Source organism: Halovulum dunhuangense, from assembly GCF_013093415.1.
Taxonomy (GTDB): domain Bacteria; phylum Pseudomonadota; class Alphaproteobacteria; order Rhodobacterales; family Rhodobacteraceae; genus Halovulum; species Halovulum dunhuangense.
Map to the genome: position 1 here is coordinate 1,068,113 of NZ_JABFBC010000001.1, position 19,094 is coordinate 1,087,206.

Here is a 19,094-nt window from a genome sequence, read left to right on the forward strand (position 1 = left end):
TGAGTGTTGGCCGGACGATAGGCGTGGACCGGTGCAGCGGCAAGTCGCGCGCTCAGCCCGGAAGCGCCCTGCCGGAAGGCGGCACGCCAAGCATCTGGGCGACCCTGTCCGCGTCGAGCGTTTCTTCCCGCTCCAGCCCTTGCGCCAGCGCCTCGACCTGCTGGCGGTGGGCCGAAAGGATCTCGGTCGCGGTGGCGTCGGCCTGCTGGAGCAGGGCGATCACCTCGCGGTCCACCGCGGCTGCGGTCTGATCGGCATGGCTGCGGGGCTCTGCGATGGAGCGGCCGAGGAAAGGGTGGTTCTCTTCCTCGCGCAGGTCGATCGGCCCCAACGTCTCGGACATGCCCCAGCGGGCGATCATGGAACGGGCAAGCTCCGTCGCCCGCCTGATGTCGTCATCCGCCCCGCTCGAGGCGGAACCCAGCAGGAGCCGCTCGGCCGCGCGCCCCGCGAGCAGCACCGCAAGCTGGCCGCACAGGTACCCTTCGGGCAGGGTATGCCGCTCGGTCTGCGGCAGCATGTGCGTGCCGCCCAGGCTGCGGCCGCGCGGGATGATGGTGACCTTGTAGAGCGGGTCCGCCTCGGGGATGAACAGGGTCACCGTCGCATGGCCCGCCTCGTGCACGGCCAGCCTGTGCCGCTCGTCCGGCTGGATCGCCAGCGTGCGCACGGTTCCCATCATCACCTTGTCGCGCGCTTCCTCCAGGTCGGTGCGCAGGATCTCGGCCGCGTTGCGCCGTGCCGCGCCGATGGCGGCCTCGTTCAGCAGGTTCTTCAGGTCGGCGCCGGAAAAGCCCGGTGTTCCGGCGGCGATCAGGTCCAGATCGTCCATGGCGCGCAGGGGCAGGTTCCTCGCATGGATGTCGAGGATCCGGCGCCGCGCGGTGCGGTCGGGCAACTCCAGCGTGACGTGGCGATCGAAGCGGCCGGGGCGCAGCAGCGCCGGGTCGAGCACGTCGGGTCGGTTGGTCGCGGCCAGCACGACCACCGCCTCGCGCCCGCCGAAGCCGTCCAGTTCCGCAAGGATCTGGTTCAGCGTCTGCTCCCGCTCGTCATGGCCGCCGCCAAGTCCGGTGCCACGGACCCGCCCGATGCTGTCCAGCTCGTCGATGAAGATGATCGACGGCGCGGCCTTGCGCGCCGCCTCGAACATCCGTCGCACGCGCCCCGCGCCGACGCCGACGAAGACCTCGATGAACTCCGAGCCGGAAGTCGAGAAGAAAGGCACGTCCGCCTCGCCGGCCAGCGCCTTGGCAAGCATGGTCTTCCCGGTACCCGGCGGGCCCACCAGCAGCACGCCATGCGGCACCTCGGCGCCCACCTTCTGGAACCGCTCGGGCTCGCGCAGGAAGTCCACAAGCTCGGCCACCTCGCGCTTGGCCTGGTCCTGGCCTGCCACATCGGCGAAGGTGATGCGGCGCGAGGGCTTCTGCGGCTCCATGAAACGGCCCTTGAACAGTCCGGCCGGCCCGCCCGCGCCCATGCCGCCGGTGATGTTGCCCATCATCCGTCGTTGCAGCCAGAGATAGACGCCAAGGACCACGACCCAGGGCAGCATGTAGGCAAGGATCGATGCTTCGGGCGGCTGTTCCGCGGTGACGTCGATGCCGCTTCGCTCCAGCAGGGGCAGAAGCTCCGGGTCGCCCTGGGCGGGCGTGACCGCGCGAAGCAGCGTGCTGCCGTCGGCGCGGGGTGTCTCCAGCATCAGGGTGATCGCGTCAGGGGCCAGCAGGGCGCCTTCCACTCCGCCGGCCGCGATGGCGGCCTTGATCTCGGTGTAGGACACGTCCGTGGTGCCAACGTCCCTCGCGCCCCATGAAGACATCAGCGCGACAAGCATCAGGAAGGCCGCCGCCGCAAGCCAGACGGCGTTTGGTGGCAGTTTCTGTGGCGGGTCGTCCTGTTGCTTCGATGCCGGGGCCATGTCCTCTTTCGGACGCGTCAGGGGCGATTTCCCGCACTCTGCGCCCCTGGCCCCGATCGGCCCTTGATCCGGATCAAGGGACGTGACGATCCGGGCCGAAGCGCGTGACGGCGGCGTGGGCCGCGCCTGTCAGAAGACCGAAATCCACGCCAACCGCGGTGAAGAGCGTGCCGAGTTCCATGCAGCGGCGGGCAAATGCCTCGTCCAGCGTCAGGATGCCCGCGGGCACACCCATCGCGCTGAGCCGCGCGATGCCGCCCTCGATCGCGGCGACCACCTCGGGGTGGAACTGGTTTCCGGGGTGGCCCATGTTGGCCGACAGGTCGGCAGGCCCGAAGAACACCCCGTCCACGCCGTCGACCGCGGCGATCTCTTCCAGCCGGTCCAGCGCCTCAGGCGTCTCGATCTGGACGATCAGGCAAAGCTGCTCCTCGGCGCGGGTGATGTAGTCCGCGACCATGCCGTAACGGCTGGCGCGGTGCAGGCCTGCCACGCCGCGGATGCCGCGCGGCGGGTAGCGCATGGCGCGCGCCGCGGCCTCGGCCTCGGCGGGGGACTGGACCATCGGCACCATCAGCGTCTGCGCGCCCAGGTCGAGCGCCCGCTTGATCAGCACCGGATCGTTCCACGCCGGGCGCACCAGCGCCGCGCTTTCGGGGTATGCGGCGATGGCCTGAAGCGCGGGCAGCGCGTCCGACAACTCGGCCGGGGCATGTTCGGTATCGACCACGATCCAGTCGAAGCCGGATGCCGCCAGCATCTCGGCGACATGGGGCCCGGGGATGCCGTTCCAGACGCCGATCTGCTGGATACCGGCACGCAGCCGCGCCTTGAAGCGGTTTTCCGGCAGGTTCATGCTGCATCCCCCTTGCCCAGCAGGCTTGCCATGCGACGCATCGCCAGCGCATAGCCCTGGATCCCGAAGCCCGCGATCACCCCATCCGCCCGAAGCGAGACGTAGGAGTGGTGGCGGAAACTCTCGCGCTTGTGGATGTTGGAGACATGCACCTCAAGCACGATGCCCTCGAAGGCGTTGAGCGCATCGAGTATGGCCACGGATGTGTGGCTGTAGGCGCCTGGATTGATGATGATGCCCGCCGCATCTGCGCGGGCCTGCTGGATCCAGTCCACCAGCTGGCCCTCGTGGTTCGACTGGTCTGCCCGAAGCTCGAGCCCGAAGCGGCCGGCCAGATCGCGGCAGCCCGCCTCGACATCGGCCAGCGTGTCACGGCCATAGATCTCGGGTTGGCGCTGCCCCAGAAGGTTCAGGTTCGGGCCGTTCAGAAGGCGGATCAGCTGGCTCATCGCGGGTGGTCCTCGGTCGCTGCGCAAGCCTGTTATTGCGCGGCAAGGCCGGGGCTTGGCAACCGTTTCCTGCGCCGGGCTTGAGCGTGGCCGGCCGCTGGTGCAGTCTTGTGCCCTGTCTGCACGGGGGAGTGAGTGATCGCCGCGCCGCAATTCCAGCTGTCGCAGGTCCGGTCGCTGCGCATGACACCGCAGCTGCGCCAGGCCATAGGCATGCTGTCCTGCGACAATCGCGACCTTGCCGCGTTTCTGCGTATCCAGGCCGCCACCAACCCGTTTCTCGAGGTGGCCCCGCTGCAGGAGCCGCCGCACCCGCCGGTCCCGCGCGCGCCCGGATCGTCCGGCGGCGTCGCCCTGTCGGCCGATGGCGTGGCCGCCCCCGAGGGCAGCCTGATCGCGCATGTGCTGCGCGAGATCGGACTTGCCTTCCCCGAGGGACCGGACCGCCGCACAGCCCTGCATTTCGCCGAGGCGCTGGAGCCGACTGGTTGGCTGGGGCGCCCGCTGTCAGCGATCGCGGCGGATGCGGGTGTCACGCGCGACAGGGCCGAGGCGGTATTGGCCCGGCTTCAGCAGATCGAACCGGCGGGGCTGTTTGCCCGCGACCTGGCCGAATGCCTGCGGCTTCAGGCCCTCGATGCCGGGGATATGACACAGCCGCTGGCGGCCGTGCTGGATCACCTCGATTTCATCGGACGTGGCGATCTGGCGGCGATGGGTCGGGCCACGGGGCTCTCGCGCGAGGAGATCATGGCCGCGCTGGGCGTGTTGCGTGGCTATGACCCGAAGCCCGGCGCGCGCTTCGACGCGCCCGCCCCACCGCCGGCGCCGCCCGACCTGATCGCGCGCAGGGAGGGCGGCGACTGGACGGTGGAGATCGACGGCTCCGGCCTGCCTTGCGTGCGGCTGCGCGAGGATGACACTGGCGCCGCCGTCCTGTCCGAAAACGAACGCCGGCTTCTGGACAGCGCGCGCTGGCTTGAGCGCGCGGTCGAGCAGCGCAACCTGACGGTCCTGCGGGTCGGCGCTGAACTGGTCCGGCGGCAGGGGCGGTTCCTAGTCGACGGGCCCGCGCACATGCGACCGATGACCCGTCGCCACCTGGCCGATGCGCTGGGACTGCATGAAAGCACCGTCAGCCGCGTCACCTCGGGGCTGTCGATGGCCACGCCGCGCGGCACGCTGAGCCTGCGCAGTTTCTTCAGCGTCGCGCTTCCCTCAGCGGACAATGCCGAAGGGGTGGCTGCCGCGGGCGTGCGCGATGCGATCCGGGCGCTCATCCAGGCCGAGGATCCGGCCGCGCCCCTGTCGGACCGCGATATTGCCGCGCATTTCGCCGGGCAAGGGATCACGCTGGCCCGGCGGACCGTTGCCAAGTACCGCGAGGTCCTGGGGATAGAGGGCTCTGCCAGGCGAAGATCGCGGGCAAAGGACATGCGCTGAGGACATGGCCGCCATGCGCGAAATGCGCGTGCCCTGCGCGTAATGCACGCAAACGCGGGCCATGCCGCGCGAGATGCGCGCCGCCCCGGCACCAACCGCCTGAAATGCGGCCCTTCTTGCGGTTGATCTGCCGCAAGGCGCGCTTGGCACGCGGCTTGCATGGTTCTGGTTGCCCAGGCTGTACCGGGCATCCGGGCGGATCCTATCAGCCGCCTGCAACAGGGAGAAAAGACCGATGAAGACATTCCAACATGCGCTTCTGGCCTCTGCCATGGCGGTCACGATGCTGGCGCCGGTTGCCGGGGCGGCGGATCTGACCGTCGGCTTCACGCTGGATGCCGACACGCTCGATCCCGCCAACCACCGCAAGCGCGAGACCGAGACCATCATCCGCAACATGTATGACGGGCTGCTGACCCGCGACCCCGACATGAAGGTGGTGCCCGAGATCGCCGAGTCGTTCACCCAGGTCTCGCCCACCGTCTATGAATTCAAGATCCGTTCCGGCGTGAAGTTCCATGACGGAACCGAGATGACGGCCGAGGACGTGAAATTCACGCTCGACCGGATCACGGTCGAGGGCGCGATGGGCGACGGCCAGACCAGCCCGCGCCAGGGCCTGATGGGCCCGGTCGCGTCGGTCGAGGTCGTGGATGCCAGCACCGTGCGCATCAACCTAAAGGAGCCCTGGCCGATCCTGCCCGCGATGCTGCCCAACCAGCAGATCGTCTCCAAGGCTTTTGTCGAGCGGGTCGGCTCTGCCGGGCTCGCCACGGAGGTGAACGGCACCGGCCCCTTCAAGCTGGTCGAGTGGCGCAAGGGCGACGCGATCATCATGGAGCGCTTCGACGACTATTACGGCGGCGCTGATGCGATCCCGCCGGTGGGCGCGGCCTGCGTCGATCGCGTGATCTTCAAGGTGATCCCGGAATCCGCGTCGCGCGTGGCGGCACTGCTGGCCGGTGACGTGGACATCATCAACGAACTGCCGCCCTTCTCGGTCGAGCAGGTCCGCAACAACCCCAACACCGACGTCCTGACCGTGAACGGCACCCGCAGCTTCTTCATCGCGATGAACATGCAGGGCGAGCTTTTCGACGATCCGCTGGTTCGCCAGGCGGCGGCGCATGCCATCGACAAGGACCTGATCATCGACCGCATCCTTGGCGGCAATGCCGCGCGGATCGAGGGGATCCTGTCGCCCGACGCCTTCGGCTCCAGCGAGCTGCCGGTCCACGAGTACGACCCCGAGAAGGCCCAGGCGCTTCTGGCCGAGGCGGGCTTCCCCGATGGCATCGACGTGACCATGGATGTCGAAGGCGCCTTCAAGGACACCGCCGAGGCGGTCGCCTCGCTGCTGACCAAGGCGGGGATCCGTACCACCGTCGCGGTAGGCGAGGGCGCGCAGCTGTCCGAGAAGTGGCGCACCCAGGGCAAGCCCAAGTCGGGTGACATGTACTTCACCAGCTGGGGCAACGGCTCGCTCGATCCGTTCGACATCTTCACGCCCACCCACCGTACCAACGACCGCGGCAACTCTGCCGGCTACGCCAACCCCGAGCTGGACGCGCTGCTGGATGCGGCCGCGATCGAGCTGGACGCCGAAAAGCGGGCGGGCATGTACCGCGAGGCGGAACTGATGATCAACAGCGACCTGCCTTACGTCTATCTCTGGGTGCCGCAGGACATCTATGGCGTCTCCAACCGCCTTTCCGGCTGGAAGCCCAGTTCCGACAGCCGCATCAACCTGCACGACGCCTGCGTGAACTGAACGCGCGCAGCGCCAAACCGGAGGGACGGACATGAGCCTCGGAAAGCTGCTCGAACGCCTGATCCAGCTTGTGCCCGTCCTGCTTGGCGTCAGCCTGATCGTCTTCGTGATGATGGCGCTGACGCCCGGCGATCCGGTCCAGATCATGATCGGCGACCAGTCGATCACGCCCGAACAGGAGGCGGCGCTGCGCGCGGATCTGGGCCTGGACCGGCCGGTCCACGAACGTTTCCTCGTCTTTCTCGGCAATGCCGTGCAGGGCGATTTCGGGCAGAGCTTCTACCACCGCCGCCCGGTTTCGGAGGTCATCGCCGAGCGCCTGCCCGCCACGATCGAGCTGAGCCTGGTCGCGCTGATCATCGCGCTTGCCACCTCGATCCCGCTGGGCGTGCTGGCCGCGATCAGGAAGAACTCGATCTTCGACCGGATCGCGACCGTGGGCTCGCTGCTGGGCGTGTCGCTGCCCGGCTTCTGGTTCGGCATCCTTCTGCTGATGCTGTTCGCGGTGCATCTGCAGATCCTGCCCGTCTCGGGGCGGATCGGCTTTTCGTATGAAGTGCCGACGATCACCGGCTTCCTGCTGATCGACACGCTGCTGCACGGCGACCTGGCCGCCTTTGGCGAGGCGCTGTCCCATATCTTCCTGCCGGCGCTGACGCTGGGCCTGCCGATGACGGCGATCCTGATGCGCGTCACCCGCACCTCGATGCTCGAGGTGTTGCGGCAGGACTACGTCACCTTCGCCGAGGCAAAGGGCCTTTCGCGCCGTCGGGTGCTGTTCCGCCATGCCCTGAAGAACGCGCTGATCCCGACCGTTTCCGTCGCCGCGATCGAGACCGGCTCTCTTCTGGGCGGCAACATGATCGTCGAGACGGTCTTCGGCTGGCCCGGGCTCGGGCGGCTGGTGGTCGAGAGCATCTTCCTGCGCAACTACCCGCTCGTGCAGGCGGCGGTGCTGTTCTACGCGGTCACCTATGTGCTGCTGAACTTCTTCGCCGACATCCTCTACACCGTCCTGAACCCGAGGGTGAAACTGTGAGCATCGCGATCGACGCCCCCGCCGGGCAGGCCGAATCCATCTTTCGCCAGAACCTGCGTAACTTCGCCCGCAACCGGCTGGCGGCGGGCAGCGCCATCGTCGTGCTGCTCTTCGTGGCGCTGGCGATCTTCGCGCCGCTGATCGCGCCCCACGACCCGAACGAGACGGACCTGTTCCGCCGCCTCCAGCCGCCGGGCTGGGCCGAGGGGGGCGAGTGGTCCTACCTGCTGGGCTGCGATGCGCTTGGCCGGGATATCCTGTCGCGGATCATCTACGGCACCCGCATCTCGATCTTCATCGGCGCGGCGGTGATCCTGGTCGCCACCACCATCGGCATCGTGGCGGGACTTGCCGCCGGGTACCTGCGCGGCTGGGTCGATGTCGTGATCTCGCGCATCGTCGACATCCTGCTGGGCTTTCCCTACCTGATCTTCGCCATCGGCCTGATGGCGATGATGGGGCCGGGGCTTCTGAACATCATCCTCGCGCTGGCCTACAAGGAATGGGTGATCCCCTGCCGCGTGGTGCGCGGCGAGACGCTGGTCACGCGCGAGCTGGAATATGTCGAGGCGGCGCGTGCGCTGGGCGCCTCGCGCGGGCACATCATGCTGCGCGAGATCCTGCCCAACATCCTGTCGCCGGTGATCGTCGTCTCAACGATCCGGATGGCGCATGTGATCATCCTCGAGGCGTCGCTCTCGTTCCTGGGGCTCGGTGTGCAGCCGCCCACGGCGTCCTGGGGGTCGATGGTGTCGGACGGCCGCGCCTTCATCCTCGAGGCGTGGTGGGTTTCCACATTCCCGGGGCTTGCCATCCTTGTCCTCGTGCTCGCGATCAACGTCGCAAGCCAGGGCCTGCGCGACGCCTTCGACCCGAGGTTCAGCGAATGACCGATGCCCCCCTTCTGAGCGTGCGCGGCCTGCGCACCGTGTTCGATACCCGCGCGGGCCGGGTCTGCGCCGTGGACGGCGTGGACGTGGAAGTGCGGCGCGGCGAATGCCTGGGCGTCGTGGGCGAGAGCGGGTCAGGCAAGAGCGTGACCTTTTCCTCTGTCATGGGTCTGGTGCGCAGCCCCGGCAGGATCGAGGCGGGCGAGATCCTGTTCGACGGGCGCGACCTGCGCCGGCTGTCCGGGCGCGAGATGCGCGCGGTGCGCGGCCGCGACATCGCCATGACGATGCAGGACGCATTGACCGCGCTGAACCCGGCGCTGACCGTGGGCGAGCAGCTTGCGGAGGTGCTGGAAGCCCATGACGTGTCGCTGCCCCGCTCGCGCGGCGCGCGCGCCCGCCGCATCCGCGAGATCTCGGCCGAGATGCTGGGCCTTGTCGGCATCCCCTCGGCCGAAAGCAGGCTCAGGCAATATCCGCACGAATTCTCGGGCGGGATGCGCCAGCGCATCATGATCGCCATCGCGCTGGCCTGCCGCCCAAAGCTTCTGATCGCGGACGAGCCCACCACCGCGCTGGACGTGACGATCCAGGCGCAGGTGCTGGAACTGATCACCGAGATCCGGGCCAAGCTGGGCATGAGCGTCGTGCTGATCACCCACGACCTGGGCGTGGTGGCCGAACATTGCGACCGGGTGATGGTCATGTATGCGGGCCAGGTGGTCGAGGAGGGGCCGGTGGCCGACGTGATCGTGCGCCCGAAGCACCCCTATACGCGCGGGCTGCTCGGCTCGATCCCGCGGCTGGCGCTGCGTGGCCAGCCGATCCGCCCGATCGAGGGGCAGGTGCCGGACCTGATCGACCTGCCGCCGCAATGCCGGTTCTATTCGCGCTGCGCCGAACGCGGGCCGGATTGCCTGCGACCGATCGCGATGCACGACGCGGGGCCCTTGCGGCGCGCGCGTTGCGTCCGGGTTGAAGAGGGGGGCCAAGCATGAACGCGCCGCTGCTACAGGTCGAGCACCTGTCCAAGCACTATGTCAGCCGCCCCAGCCTTGCCCAGCGCCTGACCGGCGCCCGCGAGGTAGCGGTGCGCGCCGTGAGCGATGTCAGCCTGTCGGTCGAAAAGGGCGAAATCCTCGGCCTGATCGGGGAAAGCGGCTGTGGCAAGTCGACCCTCGGGCGCGCGATCCTGCGCCTGCACGAGCCGACCGCGGGCAAGGTCACCTTCGACGGATCCGACGTGACCGCACTCGACGCGCCCGCGCTCAAGGCGATGCGGCGGCGCATGCAGATCATCTTCCAGGACCCCTACGCCTCGCTCAACCCGCGCCGCACCGTGGCCGAGATCGTGGGCCTGCCGCTGAAGCTGCACGGGCTGGCGAACTCCGAGGAAGAGGTGCGCGCCAAGGTCGGCGCCATGATCGAGAAGGTGGGGCTGAAGGCCAACCAGCTCGACCGCTACCCGCACCAGTTCTCGGGCGGGCAGCGCCAGCGCATCGGCATCGCCCGCGCGCTGATCTCGAACCCCGAATTCATCGTCTGCGACGAGCCGGTCTCGGCGCTGGACGTGTCGATCCAGGCGCAGATCATCCAGCTGCTGCTGGAACTCAAGCGCGACATGGGGCTGACCTATCTCTTCATCTCGCACGACATCTCGGTGATCGGCTACCTGTGCGACCGGATCGCGGTGATGTACCTGGGCGAGATCGTCGAGATGGGGCCGGTGGACGAGGTGCTGTCGAACCCGCGCCACCCCTACACGCAGAGCCTGATGTCCGCGGTGCCCGAGGTGGACCGGGTCGGTGAGAGAAAGGACCGCGTGCGGCTCGAGGGGGATCTGCCTTCGCCCCTGAACCCGCCCTCGGGCTGCAAGTTCCACACGCGCTGTCCGCTGGCGATCGACCGTTGCCGCATCGATGCGCCCGTGCAGGAAACTGTCGGCGCCGGGCATGTCGCCTCCTGCCACCGGCTGGCCGAACGCCTGTCGCTGCTGGAGCCCGCGACGCCATGACCGGCTTCGCGCCGCGCCCTGCCGAACCGCTTGTGCTGAGGGGCGACGCCTTTGCCCGCGGGCTCGGCCAGGCTGCGGACAGGGCCGTCGATCCCGCCCTGGTGCGCGCGGCCACGCTGGGCCGGGTCGCGGCTGCGCGCGCCGAAGGGGTGTTCGACGCGCAGGCCACTGCCTATGTCGCCGCCCAGCGGCTCTTCCACGACACCCACGACCAAGAGGGCATGGCCGAACTTGCCGGCATCGCGCAGGGTTTCGGCCTGAGGGTGGAGGATCTGTTCGACCACCTTCACCTTGGAACGCTGCGCGATCTGAAGTCCGGCGCACGCCTCGAGAGTGACGGGTGCAGCGCCTGGGCCGTGTCTGGCGGGCCGGACGGGCCGCTGGTGGTCAAGAACCGCGACTATTCCGGGCTGCACACCGGGATCCAGCGTGTCGTCCTGCACGAGGGCACAGGCATCGCCGGCGGGCGTATGCTGTGCCTTGGCAGCCTTGGCAGCCCGGGGGCCTATTCCTCGGGGATGAATGCCGCGGGGCTGGCGCTGGCCGATACGCAGGTGGCGGTGCGCCATCACCGGGTGGGCTGGCTGCGCTATTTCCTGATGACCCGGCTGCTTTCCCGCTGCCTGACGGTGGCCGAGGCGCTGGCCTTCCTGCGCGGCGTGCCCCACGCCGGAGGCGGCACGCTCTTGCTGGCCGATGCCACGGGCGCGGTGGCGGCGGTCGAACTGGGCGCCAGCGGCCCGGTGGTGGAGACGGCAATGCCCGCCTTCCGCACCAACCATTATGTCACCCCGGCGCTGGCGCAGGACACGCTTCTGCCCCAGGGCGACCGGATCGCCGGCAATTCCCACGCCCGGCGCGACCTGCTGGCGCGGCGCCTGCCGGGGCGGGACTGGGATATCGCGTCGGCCGCAGCTTTGATGCGCACCCACGCCACGGACGCGCCGGATGCCGCGCCGCTTTGCCAGCACGGCGAAAGCGAGGACAGCCAGACGCTTTCCTCGGCGATCTATTCGTGTAGGCTCGCCTCGTTGACCTATAGCGAGGGCAACCCCTGCGCGGGAGATTGGCGGCGCATCGCGCTGCCGGGCTGAGCCGTGGGGGACGCCATGCGGGACGGGATGGCGGACTACAAGAACGAACTGGTGGGCGACCACCCCAGCATCGCAGGCCTGAAACGGCTGGTGGCGAAGGTCGCGCAAAGCCCTGCGCGCACCGTGCTGATCTATGGCGAGACCGGCACCGGCAAGGGGCTGGTCGCCCGGATGATCCACAGGCACTCGGCCCGTGCGGCGCGCGAATTCATGGACATCAACTGCGCCGCGATCCCGGCCAGCCTGCTCGAGTCGGAACTCTTCGGCCACGAGAAGGGCGCCTTCACCGGCGCCGTGGATCGCAAGCTGGGCCTGATCGAGGCGGCCAATCACGGCAGCATCTTTCTCGACGAGATCCGCGAGATGGACCTGACGCTTCAGGCCAAGCTGCTCAGCCTGCTCGACACCCAGCAGTTCCGCCGGGTGGGCGCGGTCAGATCCACCGCCGTCGACGTGCGCTTCATCGCCGCCACCAACAAGGTGCTTCTGTCCGAGGTGAAGGCCGGCCATTTCCGCGAGGATCTGTATTACCGGTTGCAGGTCGTGGCGCTGAACCTGCCCGCGCTGCGCGACCGGGGCGATGACGTGCTGATCCTCGCGCGGCATTTCATCGACCGCTACAACCGCGTCTACGGCCGCAGCATCACCGGGCTTGCCGACGAGACGGCCGACATCTTCCGCCGCTATCACTGGCCGGGCAATGTGCGCGAACTCGAGAACCTGCTCGAGCGGATCTTCATCCTCGAGGATGACGAGGTGATCCTGCCCCGGCATCTGCCCGACCGGATCATCCGCATGGTCCGCGCCGGGATCGAGGCGCCGGCGGCGGGCGGTCCGTTGCCCGACGACCGGATCACCGGCTTTCACGAGGCGACTGCGGATTTCCAGCGCAAGCTTCTGACCCGGGTGCTGACCGAACATGGCGGCAGCCTGCAGGACGCCGCCGCCGCGCTGCGCATCAGCCGCCACGCCCTGCGCCACCAGATGATGAAGCTGGGCCTGCAACAGGCGTGAAATCCCCACACCGGCTGCGTGAGATTTGCGCGCGCGATTGCGCACGGAACGCGCCCATGCCCGATAATCCTGCGATTGCACCGGTTTGAGCCGCACGAAGCGCTTGGCATGGAACCTGCATGAAGAGGGCAGGACCATCCACAAAGCCGAGGCCGCCATGTCGTCCCTGAAGATCATCTGCCCCAACGGGCACCTGGGGTTCGCCCCCCTCAAGCCCGGCAGCTTCCATATAGGTGTGGCCGCGAAACCCGATTTCATCGCGGCCGATTCCGGCAGCGACGATATCGGCCCGGTGCCGCTGGGTTCGGACACCTGCGCCAGCCCCAAGGCCTGGCAGCGCCACGACCTGCGCGAAATGCTTCTGGCCGCGCGCAAGCTGGGCGTGCCCATGATGATCGGCTCGGCCGGGGATACCGGCACCAACAGCCGCGTGGACATGTATGTCCAGATGATCCGCGAGATTGCCACCGAGGAGGGGCTGGCCCCCTTCCGGATCGGCTGGTTCTATTCCGAGGTGGACCGCGAATTCGTGCGCGCAAAGATCCGCGGCGGCTCGCCCATCAAGGGGCTCGACGCGCGTGCCGACCTGACCGAGGACAAGCTTGACGCCACCGACCGCATCGTCGCGATGGCCGGCGTGCATCCCTTCCTCAAGCTGCTGGACGAGGGCTGCGACGTCATCATCGGCGGGCGTTGTTCCGACAGCGCCATCTTCGCCGCCGCCGCCCTGCACAAGGGCTACCCCGAGGCGCAGTCCTACTACCTGGGCAAGGTGCTTGAATGCGCCTCGTTCTGCGCCGAACCCTACGGCGCCAAGGAGACGGTGATGGGCGAGATCACGCCCGAGCATGTCGAGGTGACCGCCATGTCGCCCGAGCAACGCTGCACCATCGCCTCGGTCGCGGGCCACGCGATGTACGAACGTTCCAACCCGTTCCACGAGTTCGTCGCGGGCGGCATGCTCGACATGACGCATTGCCACTATGACCAGGTGGCGGAAAAGACGACCCGCGTGACCGGCATGGACTTCGTGCCCGCGGAGGAATTCCGCGTGAAGCTGGAAGGATCGGGCAAGGTTGGCGAGCGCTTTGTCGGCATGGCCGGCATCCGCGATCCCTATACGATCGCCCATGTGGACGAGGTCATCGCCTGGGCCCGCGCCCAGACCGAGGAACGCTTCGGCACCGATGGCTGGGAGCTGCACTACAACGTCTTCGGCCGCAACGGCATCATGGGCGACATGGAACCGCTGAAGGACCGGCCCGCGCACGAGCTTTGCATCGTGGTGCAGGGCATCGCCCCCACCGTCGAGATGGCCGAGGAAGTCTGCATGACCGGCACCCGCCAGCTGTTCTACGCGCGGCTGCCCGACGTGAAGGGCACCGCGGGCGGTGTCTCCTTCGTGCTGGACGAGGTGATGCACGCAAGCCCGGCCTATACCTGGACGCTGAACCACACCATGGCCGTGGACGACCCGCTGGAGCTGTTCCCGACCCACACCGCCACCATCGGCTGAGGATGCCTTCCATGAACACGCGCAAGAAGTTGGCGGACCTGGCCAAGACCATCCGCTCCAAGAATGCCGGAACCGACAAGATCACCTTCGACATCATCTTCCGCGAGAAGGAGACCTACGATCTCGTGAAGCGGTCTGGCGCTTTGACGCGCCAGAGCGTATGCCAGCGGTTGAATGTCGATCCGGCCCGGCTGACCGATTTTGTGGAATACGATCCGGCCTATGCCATCAAGTTCACGATCCTGCGGGAACGGCCCAGCGGCAGTGCCGGCGACGGAGACATCTTCGGGGCGCAGCAATACGCGCCCTTCCTTGACGTTGAAGTTGACATGACCGCCTGAGGAACGCCGATGACCCTGAAAGCAAAGGATGCGCCCGATCTCTCCCGCTTCGACTGGGAGGATGCGCTGCGGCTGGAGGACCAGCTGACCGAAGACGAGCGCATGCTGCGTGACGCGGCGCGCAGCTTTGCCCAGGATCGGCTTCAGACCCGGGTGCTGGACGCCTATCGCGACGAAAAGACCGATCCCGCCATCTTCCGCGAGATGGGCGAGGCGGGGCTTCTGGGTGTCACCCTGCCCGAGGAATACGGCGGGCTGGGCGCGTCCTATGTCACCTACGGCCTGATCGCGCGCGAGATCGAGCGGGTGGACAGCGGCTACCGCTCGATGATGAGCGTGCAGTCCAGCCTCGTGATGTACCCGATCTACGCCTACGGCACCGAGGAGCAGCGGCAGAAATACCTGCCGAAGCTGGCCAGCGGCGAATATATCGGCTGCTTCGGCCTGACCGAGCCCGATGCCGGTTCCGACCCGTCGGGCATGAAGACCCGGGCGGAAAAGACGGCGACCGGCTACCGGCTGACCGGGTCCAAGATGTGGATTTCCAACAGCCCGATCGCGGATGTCTTCGTGGTCTGGGCCAGGTCCGAGGCGCATGGCGGCAAGATCCGCGGTTTCGTGCTGGAAAAGGGCATGAAGGGGCTGTCCGCGCCCAAGATCGGCGGCAAGCTGTCCCTGCGCGCCTCGATCACCGGCGAGATCGTCATGGACGGTGTCGAGGTCGGCGAGGATGCGCTTCTGCCCAATGTCGAGGGGCTGAAGGGCCCGTTCGGTTGCCTCAACCGCGCCCGCTACGGGATTTCCTGGGGCGTGCTGGGCGCGGCCGAGTTCTGCTGGCACGCGGCGCGGTCCTACGGGCTTGACCGCAAGCAGTTCGGCAAGCCGATCGCGCAGACGCAGCTGTTCCAGAAGAAGCTTGCCGACATGATGACCGAGATCACGCTCGGCCTGCACGCCTCGCTACAGGTGGGCCGGCTGATGGATGCGGGCCGCGCCGCGCCCGAGATGATCTCTCTGGTCAAGCGCAACAATTGCGGCAAGGCGCTGGATATCGCGCGCATGGCCCGCGACATGCATGGCGGCAATGGCATCCAGGAAGAATACCAGGTGATGCGTCACATGGTGAACCTCGAGACGGTGAATACCTACGAGGGCACCCATGACATCCATGCCCTTATCCTGGGCCGCGCGATCACCGGGTTGCAGGCCTTCGTCTGATGGGCGCGCCGCTCGAGGGTGTTCGCGTCCTGGAACTGGCGCGCATCCTGGCCGGTCCGTGGATCGGCCAGACCCTGGCCGACCTGGGCGCCGAGGTCATCAAGATCGAGGCGCCCGAGGGCGACGATACCCGCCGCTGGGGTCCGCCCTGGATCGAGCATGACGGCGACCGCTCGGCCGCCTATTTCCACGCCTGCAACCGCGGCAAGACGTCGGTCGTGGCCGATTTCCGCACCGAGGAGGGGCAGGCGCTGGTGCGCGACCTGGCCCGCGACGCCGATGTGCTGATCGAGAATTTCAAGCTGGGCGGCCTTGCGAAATACGGGCTCGACTACGAAAGCCTGAGCGCCCTGAACCCGGCTCTCGTCTATTGCTCGATCACCGGCTTCGGCCAGACCGGGCCCTATGCGCATCGCGCAGGCTATGACTTCCTGATCCAGGGCATGTCGGGCCTGATGTCCGTCACCGGCGAACCGGACGGCCCGCCGGAAAAGGTGGGCGTGGCCGTGACCGACATCTTCACCGGCCTTTACGGCGTGATCGGCATCCAGGCGGCGCTGCACCAGCGCGCGCGCACGGGCCTTGGCCAGCATATCGACATGTCGCTTCTGGACTGCGCCACCGCGATCATGGCCAACCAGGCCATGAACTACCTGGCAACCGGGACGGCGCCCACGCGGCAGGGCAACGCCCATCCCAACATCGTCCCCTACCAGGTGTTCGAGGCCGCGGACGGCCATCTCATCATCGCGGTGGGCAACGACCGCCAGTTCCATGCCCTGTGCGGGGTGCTGGGGCTGGAAGGCGTGGCCGACGATCCGCGGTTCGCGGGCAATCCGGACCGGGTCGCCAACCGCGCGACGCTGGTCCCGATGATCGAGGCGGTCACGCGCACCCGGCCGCGCGATGCGCTGCTCTCGGCGCTGGAGGGGGCAGGGGTTCCCGGCGGGCCGATCAATACGCTCGACCAGGTCTTTGCGGATCCGCAGATCCAGGCGCGCGGCATGCAGATCGCACCCGAGGGCGTACCTTCCGTCCGGGCGCCCTGGGTGTTTTCGGACGCAGCACTTCCCTCGGACAAGGCGTCGCCCGCGCTGGGCCGCGGGGTGCCGCGCTGGCGGGGCTGAGCCCGCCTCAACCGATGTGCTGGCGAAGGAACGCGCGGGTCCGCTCATGGGCCAGCGTGGCCGCCTCGGGCACATATGTCGCCCGCGCCTCGTTCGCGAATGCGTGCCCGGCCTCGTAGAAATGGACCTCCATTTCCGGCAGGTATGCCTGCACCTGTTCCACCAGTTCGGGAGGCGTGTGATCGTCGCGCGTCCCGAAATGCGCCAGAAGCGGTGCCCTGAGCGGGCGGTCGAGATATTGCGCAAGCCTTGTGCCGTAGAAGGCGACGGCACAGGCGATGTCGAGCGTCTGTGCCGCGCGCAGCGCAAGGCCACCGCCCCAGCAGAACCCCAGCACCGCAACCTTGTGCCCCCGCGCCTTCAGCGCGTCCACGGCGGTGGCGATGTCGCGCATCGTCTCTTCGAGCTTGGCCGCCTGCATGAGCGTCCGCCCGCGCTCGGGCTGATCGAAGGGGATCGACACGCCCGGTTCCTGACGGTCGAACAGCGCCGGGATCGCCACGTCGCAGCCCTGGGCGGCATAGGCCCGCGCCACGTCGCGCAACTGGTCGGTCACGCCGAAGATCTCCTGCACGATGACCAGCCCGAAGCGCGCCTGCCCTTGCGCCGCTTCCATCCAGCAGTCCAGTTCATGCCCGTCCGTGGCGTGCACTCGTGTCATCATCGTGACTTACCCTTGGTGATGCGATCGCTCTTGTATAAAGCGGATCGCCAAGGGCGCAAAACCGCAGTTGCACCGCCCGCGGAAATGTCCGGTCGAGTCGTGTCTGTTCGAGTTCGGGACAAGGGGGCTGGCTGGGGTGGTAGGATGCTGAGCTAAGTTATTGACGTATAACAAAAAAATATGAAATCAGAGTATATGGTGTCAATTCCAGAAGCGAAAAAACCTCAAAGTGCACCAGCCTGTGTTTTTGATGACAATCTGAAACGGCAAGCAATTCGTGGCCATTTCGGTTTTCCGCGTCGCGGTCGATCCCGACTTTCAAAGCACGGGATGAGACCACGTCGTCGCGCGGCATCATGCTCGCGCACAGGAGCGTCGCTACGACCATGGACAGCTACGACCACGCGCAGGGGGTAAGAGCCGCCAGGGAGTATGTCGAACACCTCGCCTCGTGGCGGTCGGCGCCCACGACCTTGCGCTTTTAGACCTTGATGGGCACTTCCGCACGCTGCGGAACATGCCTATCTCCATCCCAGGGCCCGCGAGGGTCCGACCGTAAGCCGCCGCATAGGCGGCTGAGAAGAACAGACCAAGGCCTTCCACATGAAGTCCGGGTCTTCGTGAGCCGCCGCATAGGCGGTTGGGGCGATGGGCATTTCCGCACGCTGCGGAACATGCCTATCTCCATCCCAGGGCCCGCGAGGGTCTGACTGTAGGCCACCGCATAGGCGGCTGAGAAGAGCAGACCAAGGCCTTCTTCGTGAAGTCCAGGTCTTTGTGAGCCGCCGAACAGGCGGTTGGGGCGATGGGCATTTCCGCACGCTGCGGAACATGCCTATCTCCATCCCAGGGCCCGCGAGGGTCTGACTGTAGGCCACCGCATAGGCGGCTGAGAAGAGCAGACCGAGGCCTTCTTCGTGAAGTCCAGGTCTTTGTGAGCCGCCGCGCAGGTGGTCCGGAGTGATGCTCCGTGGCGTATTTCGCTTGGGGTATCGAAAGGGACGGCCCGCTGGTCCAAGTCCCTTGCCAGATGTGTGGAGTATTGCGCGCTGCCATTGGCAGCGCGCTTTTTCGTTCATTCCCCGAAGAAATCCCACTCACAGACCTTGCGTTTGGCGAGACCGAGTTTCATTGCGGGTGTTCGTTTTGTGTCCGGTGATCCCATCCAGTTGTGATGGAAGCGGTAGATCTCGATGATCGTCACCAGCATCTCCGGCTTGTAGAGGAAATGCCGATCCCAAGTCCGGCCATACGCGCTTGGTATCGAGACTGGCCGGGATGCCGGCCGCACATTGCTGCGAATTTTGTCGAAAATAGCTGTCCACGCTCAGCCGCGTGGCGAGAGGTATCCACCCCCGCGCATCGCTCCGTTGATATCTCTGGTCGGCCCGTCTTGACATCAATGACCCGGGAAGGCTCGGACATCGTGCGGTCGGGCCAGGCGAAGGCAGAGTGGAATGGCCATTACAATGCCCGCATCTACCACCCGCTGATCACCCCCATCGCTGCGACGGGCGACATGCTGGATGCTCGGCTGAGGGCGGGCAATGTCGGCACCGCCGAGGGCGCGCTTGATGTGATCCTCGACGTCGTCGACAGGGCGCGGAAGAGTGTCTGCGATGTGGCCATGGTGCGCATCGACGCAGGGTTCCCCTCGGCCGCACTGCTGGCGGGTCTCGAGGCCCGGGGTATCGATCACGTCTCGGCGCTGCGCGCCAACCCGGTGTAGGACCG

The 19,094-nt window shown here is 67.3% G+C and carries 18 protein-coding genes; 13 read left to right on the forward strand and 5 right to left on the reverse strand.

What is annotated here, in order from left to right; translation table 11 throughout:
- Positions 1-52: 52 nt before the first annotated feature.
- The 3 genes from ftsH to aroQ all read right to left on the reverse strand — a co-directional run bounded on the left by ftsH (position 53) and on the right by aroQ (position 3,229).
- On the reverse strand, positions 53-1,924 hold the full coding sequence (ftsH, locus tag HMH01_RS05350; RefSeq protein WP_171323189.1) for an ATP-dependent zinc metalloprotease FtsH: 1,872 nt from the start codon (positions 1,922-1,924) through the stop codon (positions 53-55).
- Positions 1,925-1,997: 73 nt separating this feature from the next.
- Positions 1,998-2,780, reverse strand: a complete 783-nt coding sequence (locus tag HMH01_RS05355; protein ID WP_171323191.1) for an HpcH/HpaI aldolase family protein — start codon at positions 2,778-2,780, stop codon at positions 1,998-2,000.
- Positions 2,777-3,229: a type II 3-dehydroquinate dehydratase gene (gene aroQ, locus HMH01_RS05360; protein WP_171323193.1), complete on the reverse strand. Its 453-nt coding sequence runs from the start codon at positions 3,227-3,229 to the stop codon at positions 2,777-2,779. Before aroQ ends, HMH01_RS05355 begins: the two co-directional genes overlap by 4 nt.
- Before the next feature lie 135 nt (positions 3,230-3,364).
- Here aroQ and rpoN point away from each other — a divergent pair, with 135 nt between their 5' ends.
- From rpoN to HMH01_RS05420, 12 genes are all read left to right on the forward strand, one after another.
- Positions 3,365-4,672 carry an RNA polymerase factor sigma-54 gene (gene rpoN, locus HMH01_RS05365; RefSeq protein ID WP_343035144.1) on the forward strand — a complete coding sequence of 436 codons (1,308 nt, stop codon included), beginning with the start codon at positions 3,365-3,367 and terminating at the stop codon, positions 4,670-4,672.
- Positions 4,673-4,907: 235 nt separating this feature from the next.
- A complete protein-coding gene (locus HMH01_RS05370; protein WP_171323195.1) occupies positions 4,908-6,443 on the forward strand; it encodes an ABC transporter substrate-binding protein in 1,536 nt (511 codons plus the stop codon).
- A gap of 31 nt (positions 6,444-6,474) precedes the next feature.
- The gene (locus HMH01_RS05375; protein ID WP_171323197.1) at positions 6,475-7,482 is read left to right on the forward strand and encodes an ABC transporter permease; all 1,008 of its coding nucleotides are present in this window, start codon (positions 6,475-6,477) and stop codon (positions 7,480-7,482) included.
- Complete coding sequence (locus HMH01_RS17995) at positions 7,479-8,372, forward strand: ABC transporter permease subunit (RefSeq protein ID WP_171323199.1); 894 nt, start codon at positions 7,479-7,481, stop codon at positions 8,370-8,372. Before HMH01_RS05375 ends, HMH01_RS17995 begins: the two co-directional genes overlap by 4 nt.
- The gene (locus HMH01_RS05385) at positions 8,369-9,370 is read left to right on the forward strand and encodes an ABC transporter ATP-binding protein (protein WP_171323201.1); all 1,002 of its coding nucleotides are present in this window, start codon (positions 8,369-8,371) and stop codon (positions 9,368-9,370) included. The genes HMH01_RS17995 and HMH01_RS05385 overlap by 4 nt, the downstream gene beginning before the upstream one ends.
- Positions 9,367-10,386 (forward strand): ABC transporter ATP-binding protein, encoded by a 1,020-nt coding sequence (locus HMH01_RS05390; RefSeq protein ID WP_171323203.1) that lies wholly within the window; start codon positions 9,367-9,369, stop codon positions 10,384-10,386. The genes HMH01_RS05385 and HMH01_RS05390 overlap by 4 nt, the downstream gene beginning before the upstream one ends.
- Positions 10,383-11,480 carry a C45 family autoproteolytic acyltransferase/hydrolase gene (locus HMH01_RS05395; RefSeq protein ID WP_171323205.1) on the forward strand — a complete coding sequence of 366 codons (1,098 nt, stop codon included), beginning with the start codon at positions 10,383-10,385 and terminating at the stop codon, positions 11,478-11,480. The genes HMH01_RS05390 and HMH01_RS05395 overlap by 4 nt, the downstream gene beginning before the upstream one ends.
- A 15-nt stretch (positions 11,481-11,495) precedes the next feature.
- The gene (locus HMH01_RS05400; protein ID WP_246237280.1) at positions 11,496-12,494 is read left to right on the forward strand and encodes a sigma-54 interaction domain-containing protein; all 999 of its coding nucleotides are present in this window, start codon (positions 11,496-11,498) and stop codon (positions 12,492-12,494) included.
- Positions 12,495-12,651: 157 nt separating this feature from the next.
- The gene (locus HMH01_RS05405) at positions 12,652-14,010 is read left to right on the forward strand and encodes an acyclic terpene utilization AtuA family protein (RefSeq protein WP_171323207.1); all 1,359 of its coding nucleotides are present in this window, start codon (positions 12,652-12,654) and stop codon (positions 14,008-14,010) included.
- Between the two features lie 11 nt (positions 14,011-14,021).
- On the forward strand, positions 14,022-14,351 hold the full coding sequence (locus HMH01_RS05410) for a DUF4387 domain-containing protein (protein WP_171323209.1): 330 nt from the start codon (positions 14,022-14,024) through the stop codon (positions 14,349-14,351).
- Positions 14,352-14,360: 9 nt separating this feature from the next.
- Positions 14,361-15,569, forward strand: a complete 1,209-nt coding sequence (locus HMH01_RS05415; RefSeq protein ID WP_171323211.1) for an acyl-CoA dehydrogenase — start codon at positions 14,361-14,363, stop codon at positions 15,567-15,569.
- Positions 15,569-16,696 carry a CaiB/BaiF CoA transferase family protein gene (locus HMH01_RS05420; RefSeq protein WP_171323213.1) on the forward strand — a complete coding sequence of 376 codons (1,128 nt, stop codon included), beginning with the start codon at positions 15,569-15,571 and terminating at the stop codon, positions 16,694-16,696. The genes HMH01_RS05415 and HMH01_RS05420 overlap by 1 nt, the downstream gene beginning before the upstream one ends.
- 7 nt (positions 16,697-16,703) lie before the next feature.
- On the opposite strand, the gene HMH01_RS05425 is transcribed toward HMH01_RS05420, so the two are convergent.
- Positions 16,704-17,360 carry a dienelactone hydrolase family protein gene (locus tag HMH01_RS05425; RefSeq protein ID WP_171323215.1) on the reverse strand — a complete coding sequence of 219 codons (657 nt, stop codon included), beginning with the start codon at positions 17,358-17,360 and terminating at the stop codon, positions 16,704-16,706.
- 1,075 nt (positions 17,361-18,435) lie between these two features.
- Positions 18,436-18,564, reverse strand: a complete 129-nt coding sequence (locus tag HMH01_RS17930; protein WP_281365944.1) for a hypothetical protein — start codon at positions 18,562-18,564, stop codon at positions 18,436-18,438.
- Between the two features lie 198 nt (positions 18,565-18,762).
- On the opposite strand from HMH01_RS17930, the gene HMH01_RS05430 reads away from it, so the two are divergent.
- Positions 18,763-19,089 (forward strand): transposase, encoded by a 327-nt coding sequence (locus HMH01_RS05430; protein ID WP_171323217.1) that lies wholly within the window; start codon positions 18,763-18,765, stop codon positions 19,087-19,089.
- The last annotated feature ends 5 nt before the right edge of the window (positions 19,090-19,094 follow it).

Excerpts from the sequence above, each read along its gene's own strand:
- HMH01_RS05355 (WP_171323191.1), bottom strand. The coding sequence starts at position 2,780 with ATGAACCTGCCGGAAAACCGCTTCAAGGCGCGGCTGCGTGCCGGTATC.
- HMH01_RS05385 (WP_171323201.1), top strand. The coding sequence starts at position 8,369 with ATGACCGATGCCCCCCTTCTGAGCGTGCGCGGCCTGCGCACCGTGTTC.
- HMH01_RS05395 (WP_171323205.1), top strand. The coding sequence starts at position 10,383 with ATGACCGGCTTCGCGCCGCGCCCTGCCGAACCGCTTGTGCTGAGGGGC.
- HMH01_RS05370 (WP_171323195.1), top strand. The coding sequence starts at position 4,908 with ATGAAGACATTCCAACATGCGCTTCTGGCCTCTGCCATGGCGGTCACG.
- HMH01_RS05420 (WP_171323213.1), top strand. The coding sequence starts at position 15,569 with ATGGGCGCGCCGCTCGAGGGTGTTCGCGTCCTGGAACTGGCGCGCATC.
- HMH01_RS05405 (WP_171323207.1), top strand. The coding sequence starts at position 12,652 with ATGTCGTCCCTGAAGATCATCTGCCCCAACGGGCACCTGGGGTTCGCC.
- HMH01_RS05430 (WP_171323217.1), top strand. The coding sequence starts at position 18,763 with ATGACCCGGGAAGGCTCGGACATCGTGCGGTCGGGCCAGGCGAAGGCA.
- ftsH (WP_171323189.1), bottom strand. The coding sequence starts at position 1,924 with ATGGCCCCGGCATCGAAGCAACAGGACGACCCGCCACAGAAACTGCCA.
- HMH01_RS05425 (WP_171323215.1), bottom strand. The coding sequence starts at position 17,360 with ATGATGACACGAGTGCACGCCACGGACGGGCATGAACTGGACTGCTGG.
- HMH01_RS05400 (WP_246237280.1), top strand. The coding sequence starts at position 11,496 with ATGCGGGACGGGATGGCGGACTACAAGAACGAACTGGTGGGCGACCAC.
- HMH01_RS05390 (WP_171323203.1), top strand. The coding sequence starts at position 9,367 with ATGAACGCGCCGCTGCTACAGGTCGAGCACCTGTCCAAGCACTATGTC.
- HMH01_RS05410 (WP_171323209.1), top strand. The coding sequence starts at position 14,022 with ATGAACACGCGCAAGAAGTTGGCGGACCTGGCCAAGACCATCCGCTCC.
- HMH01_RS05375 (WP_171323197.1), top strand. The coding sequence starts at position 6,475 with ATGAGCCTCGGAAAGCTGCTCGAACGCCTGATCCAGCTTGTGCCCGTC.
- aroQ (WP_171323193.1), bottom strand. The coding sequence starts at position 3,229 with ATGAGCCAGCTGATCCGCCTTCTGAACGGCCCGAACCTGAACCTTCTG.
- HMH01_RS05415 (WP_171323211.1), top strand. The coding sequence starts at position 14,361 with ATGACCCTGAAAGCAAAGGATGCGCCCGATCTCTCCCGCTTCGACTGG.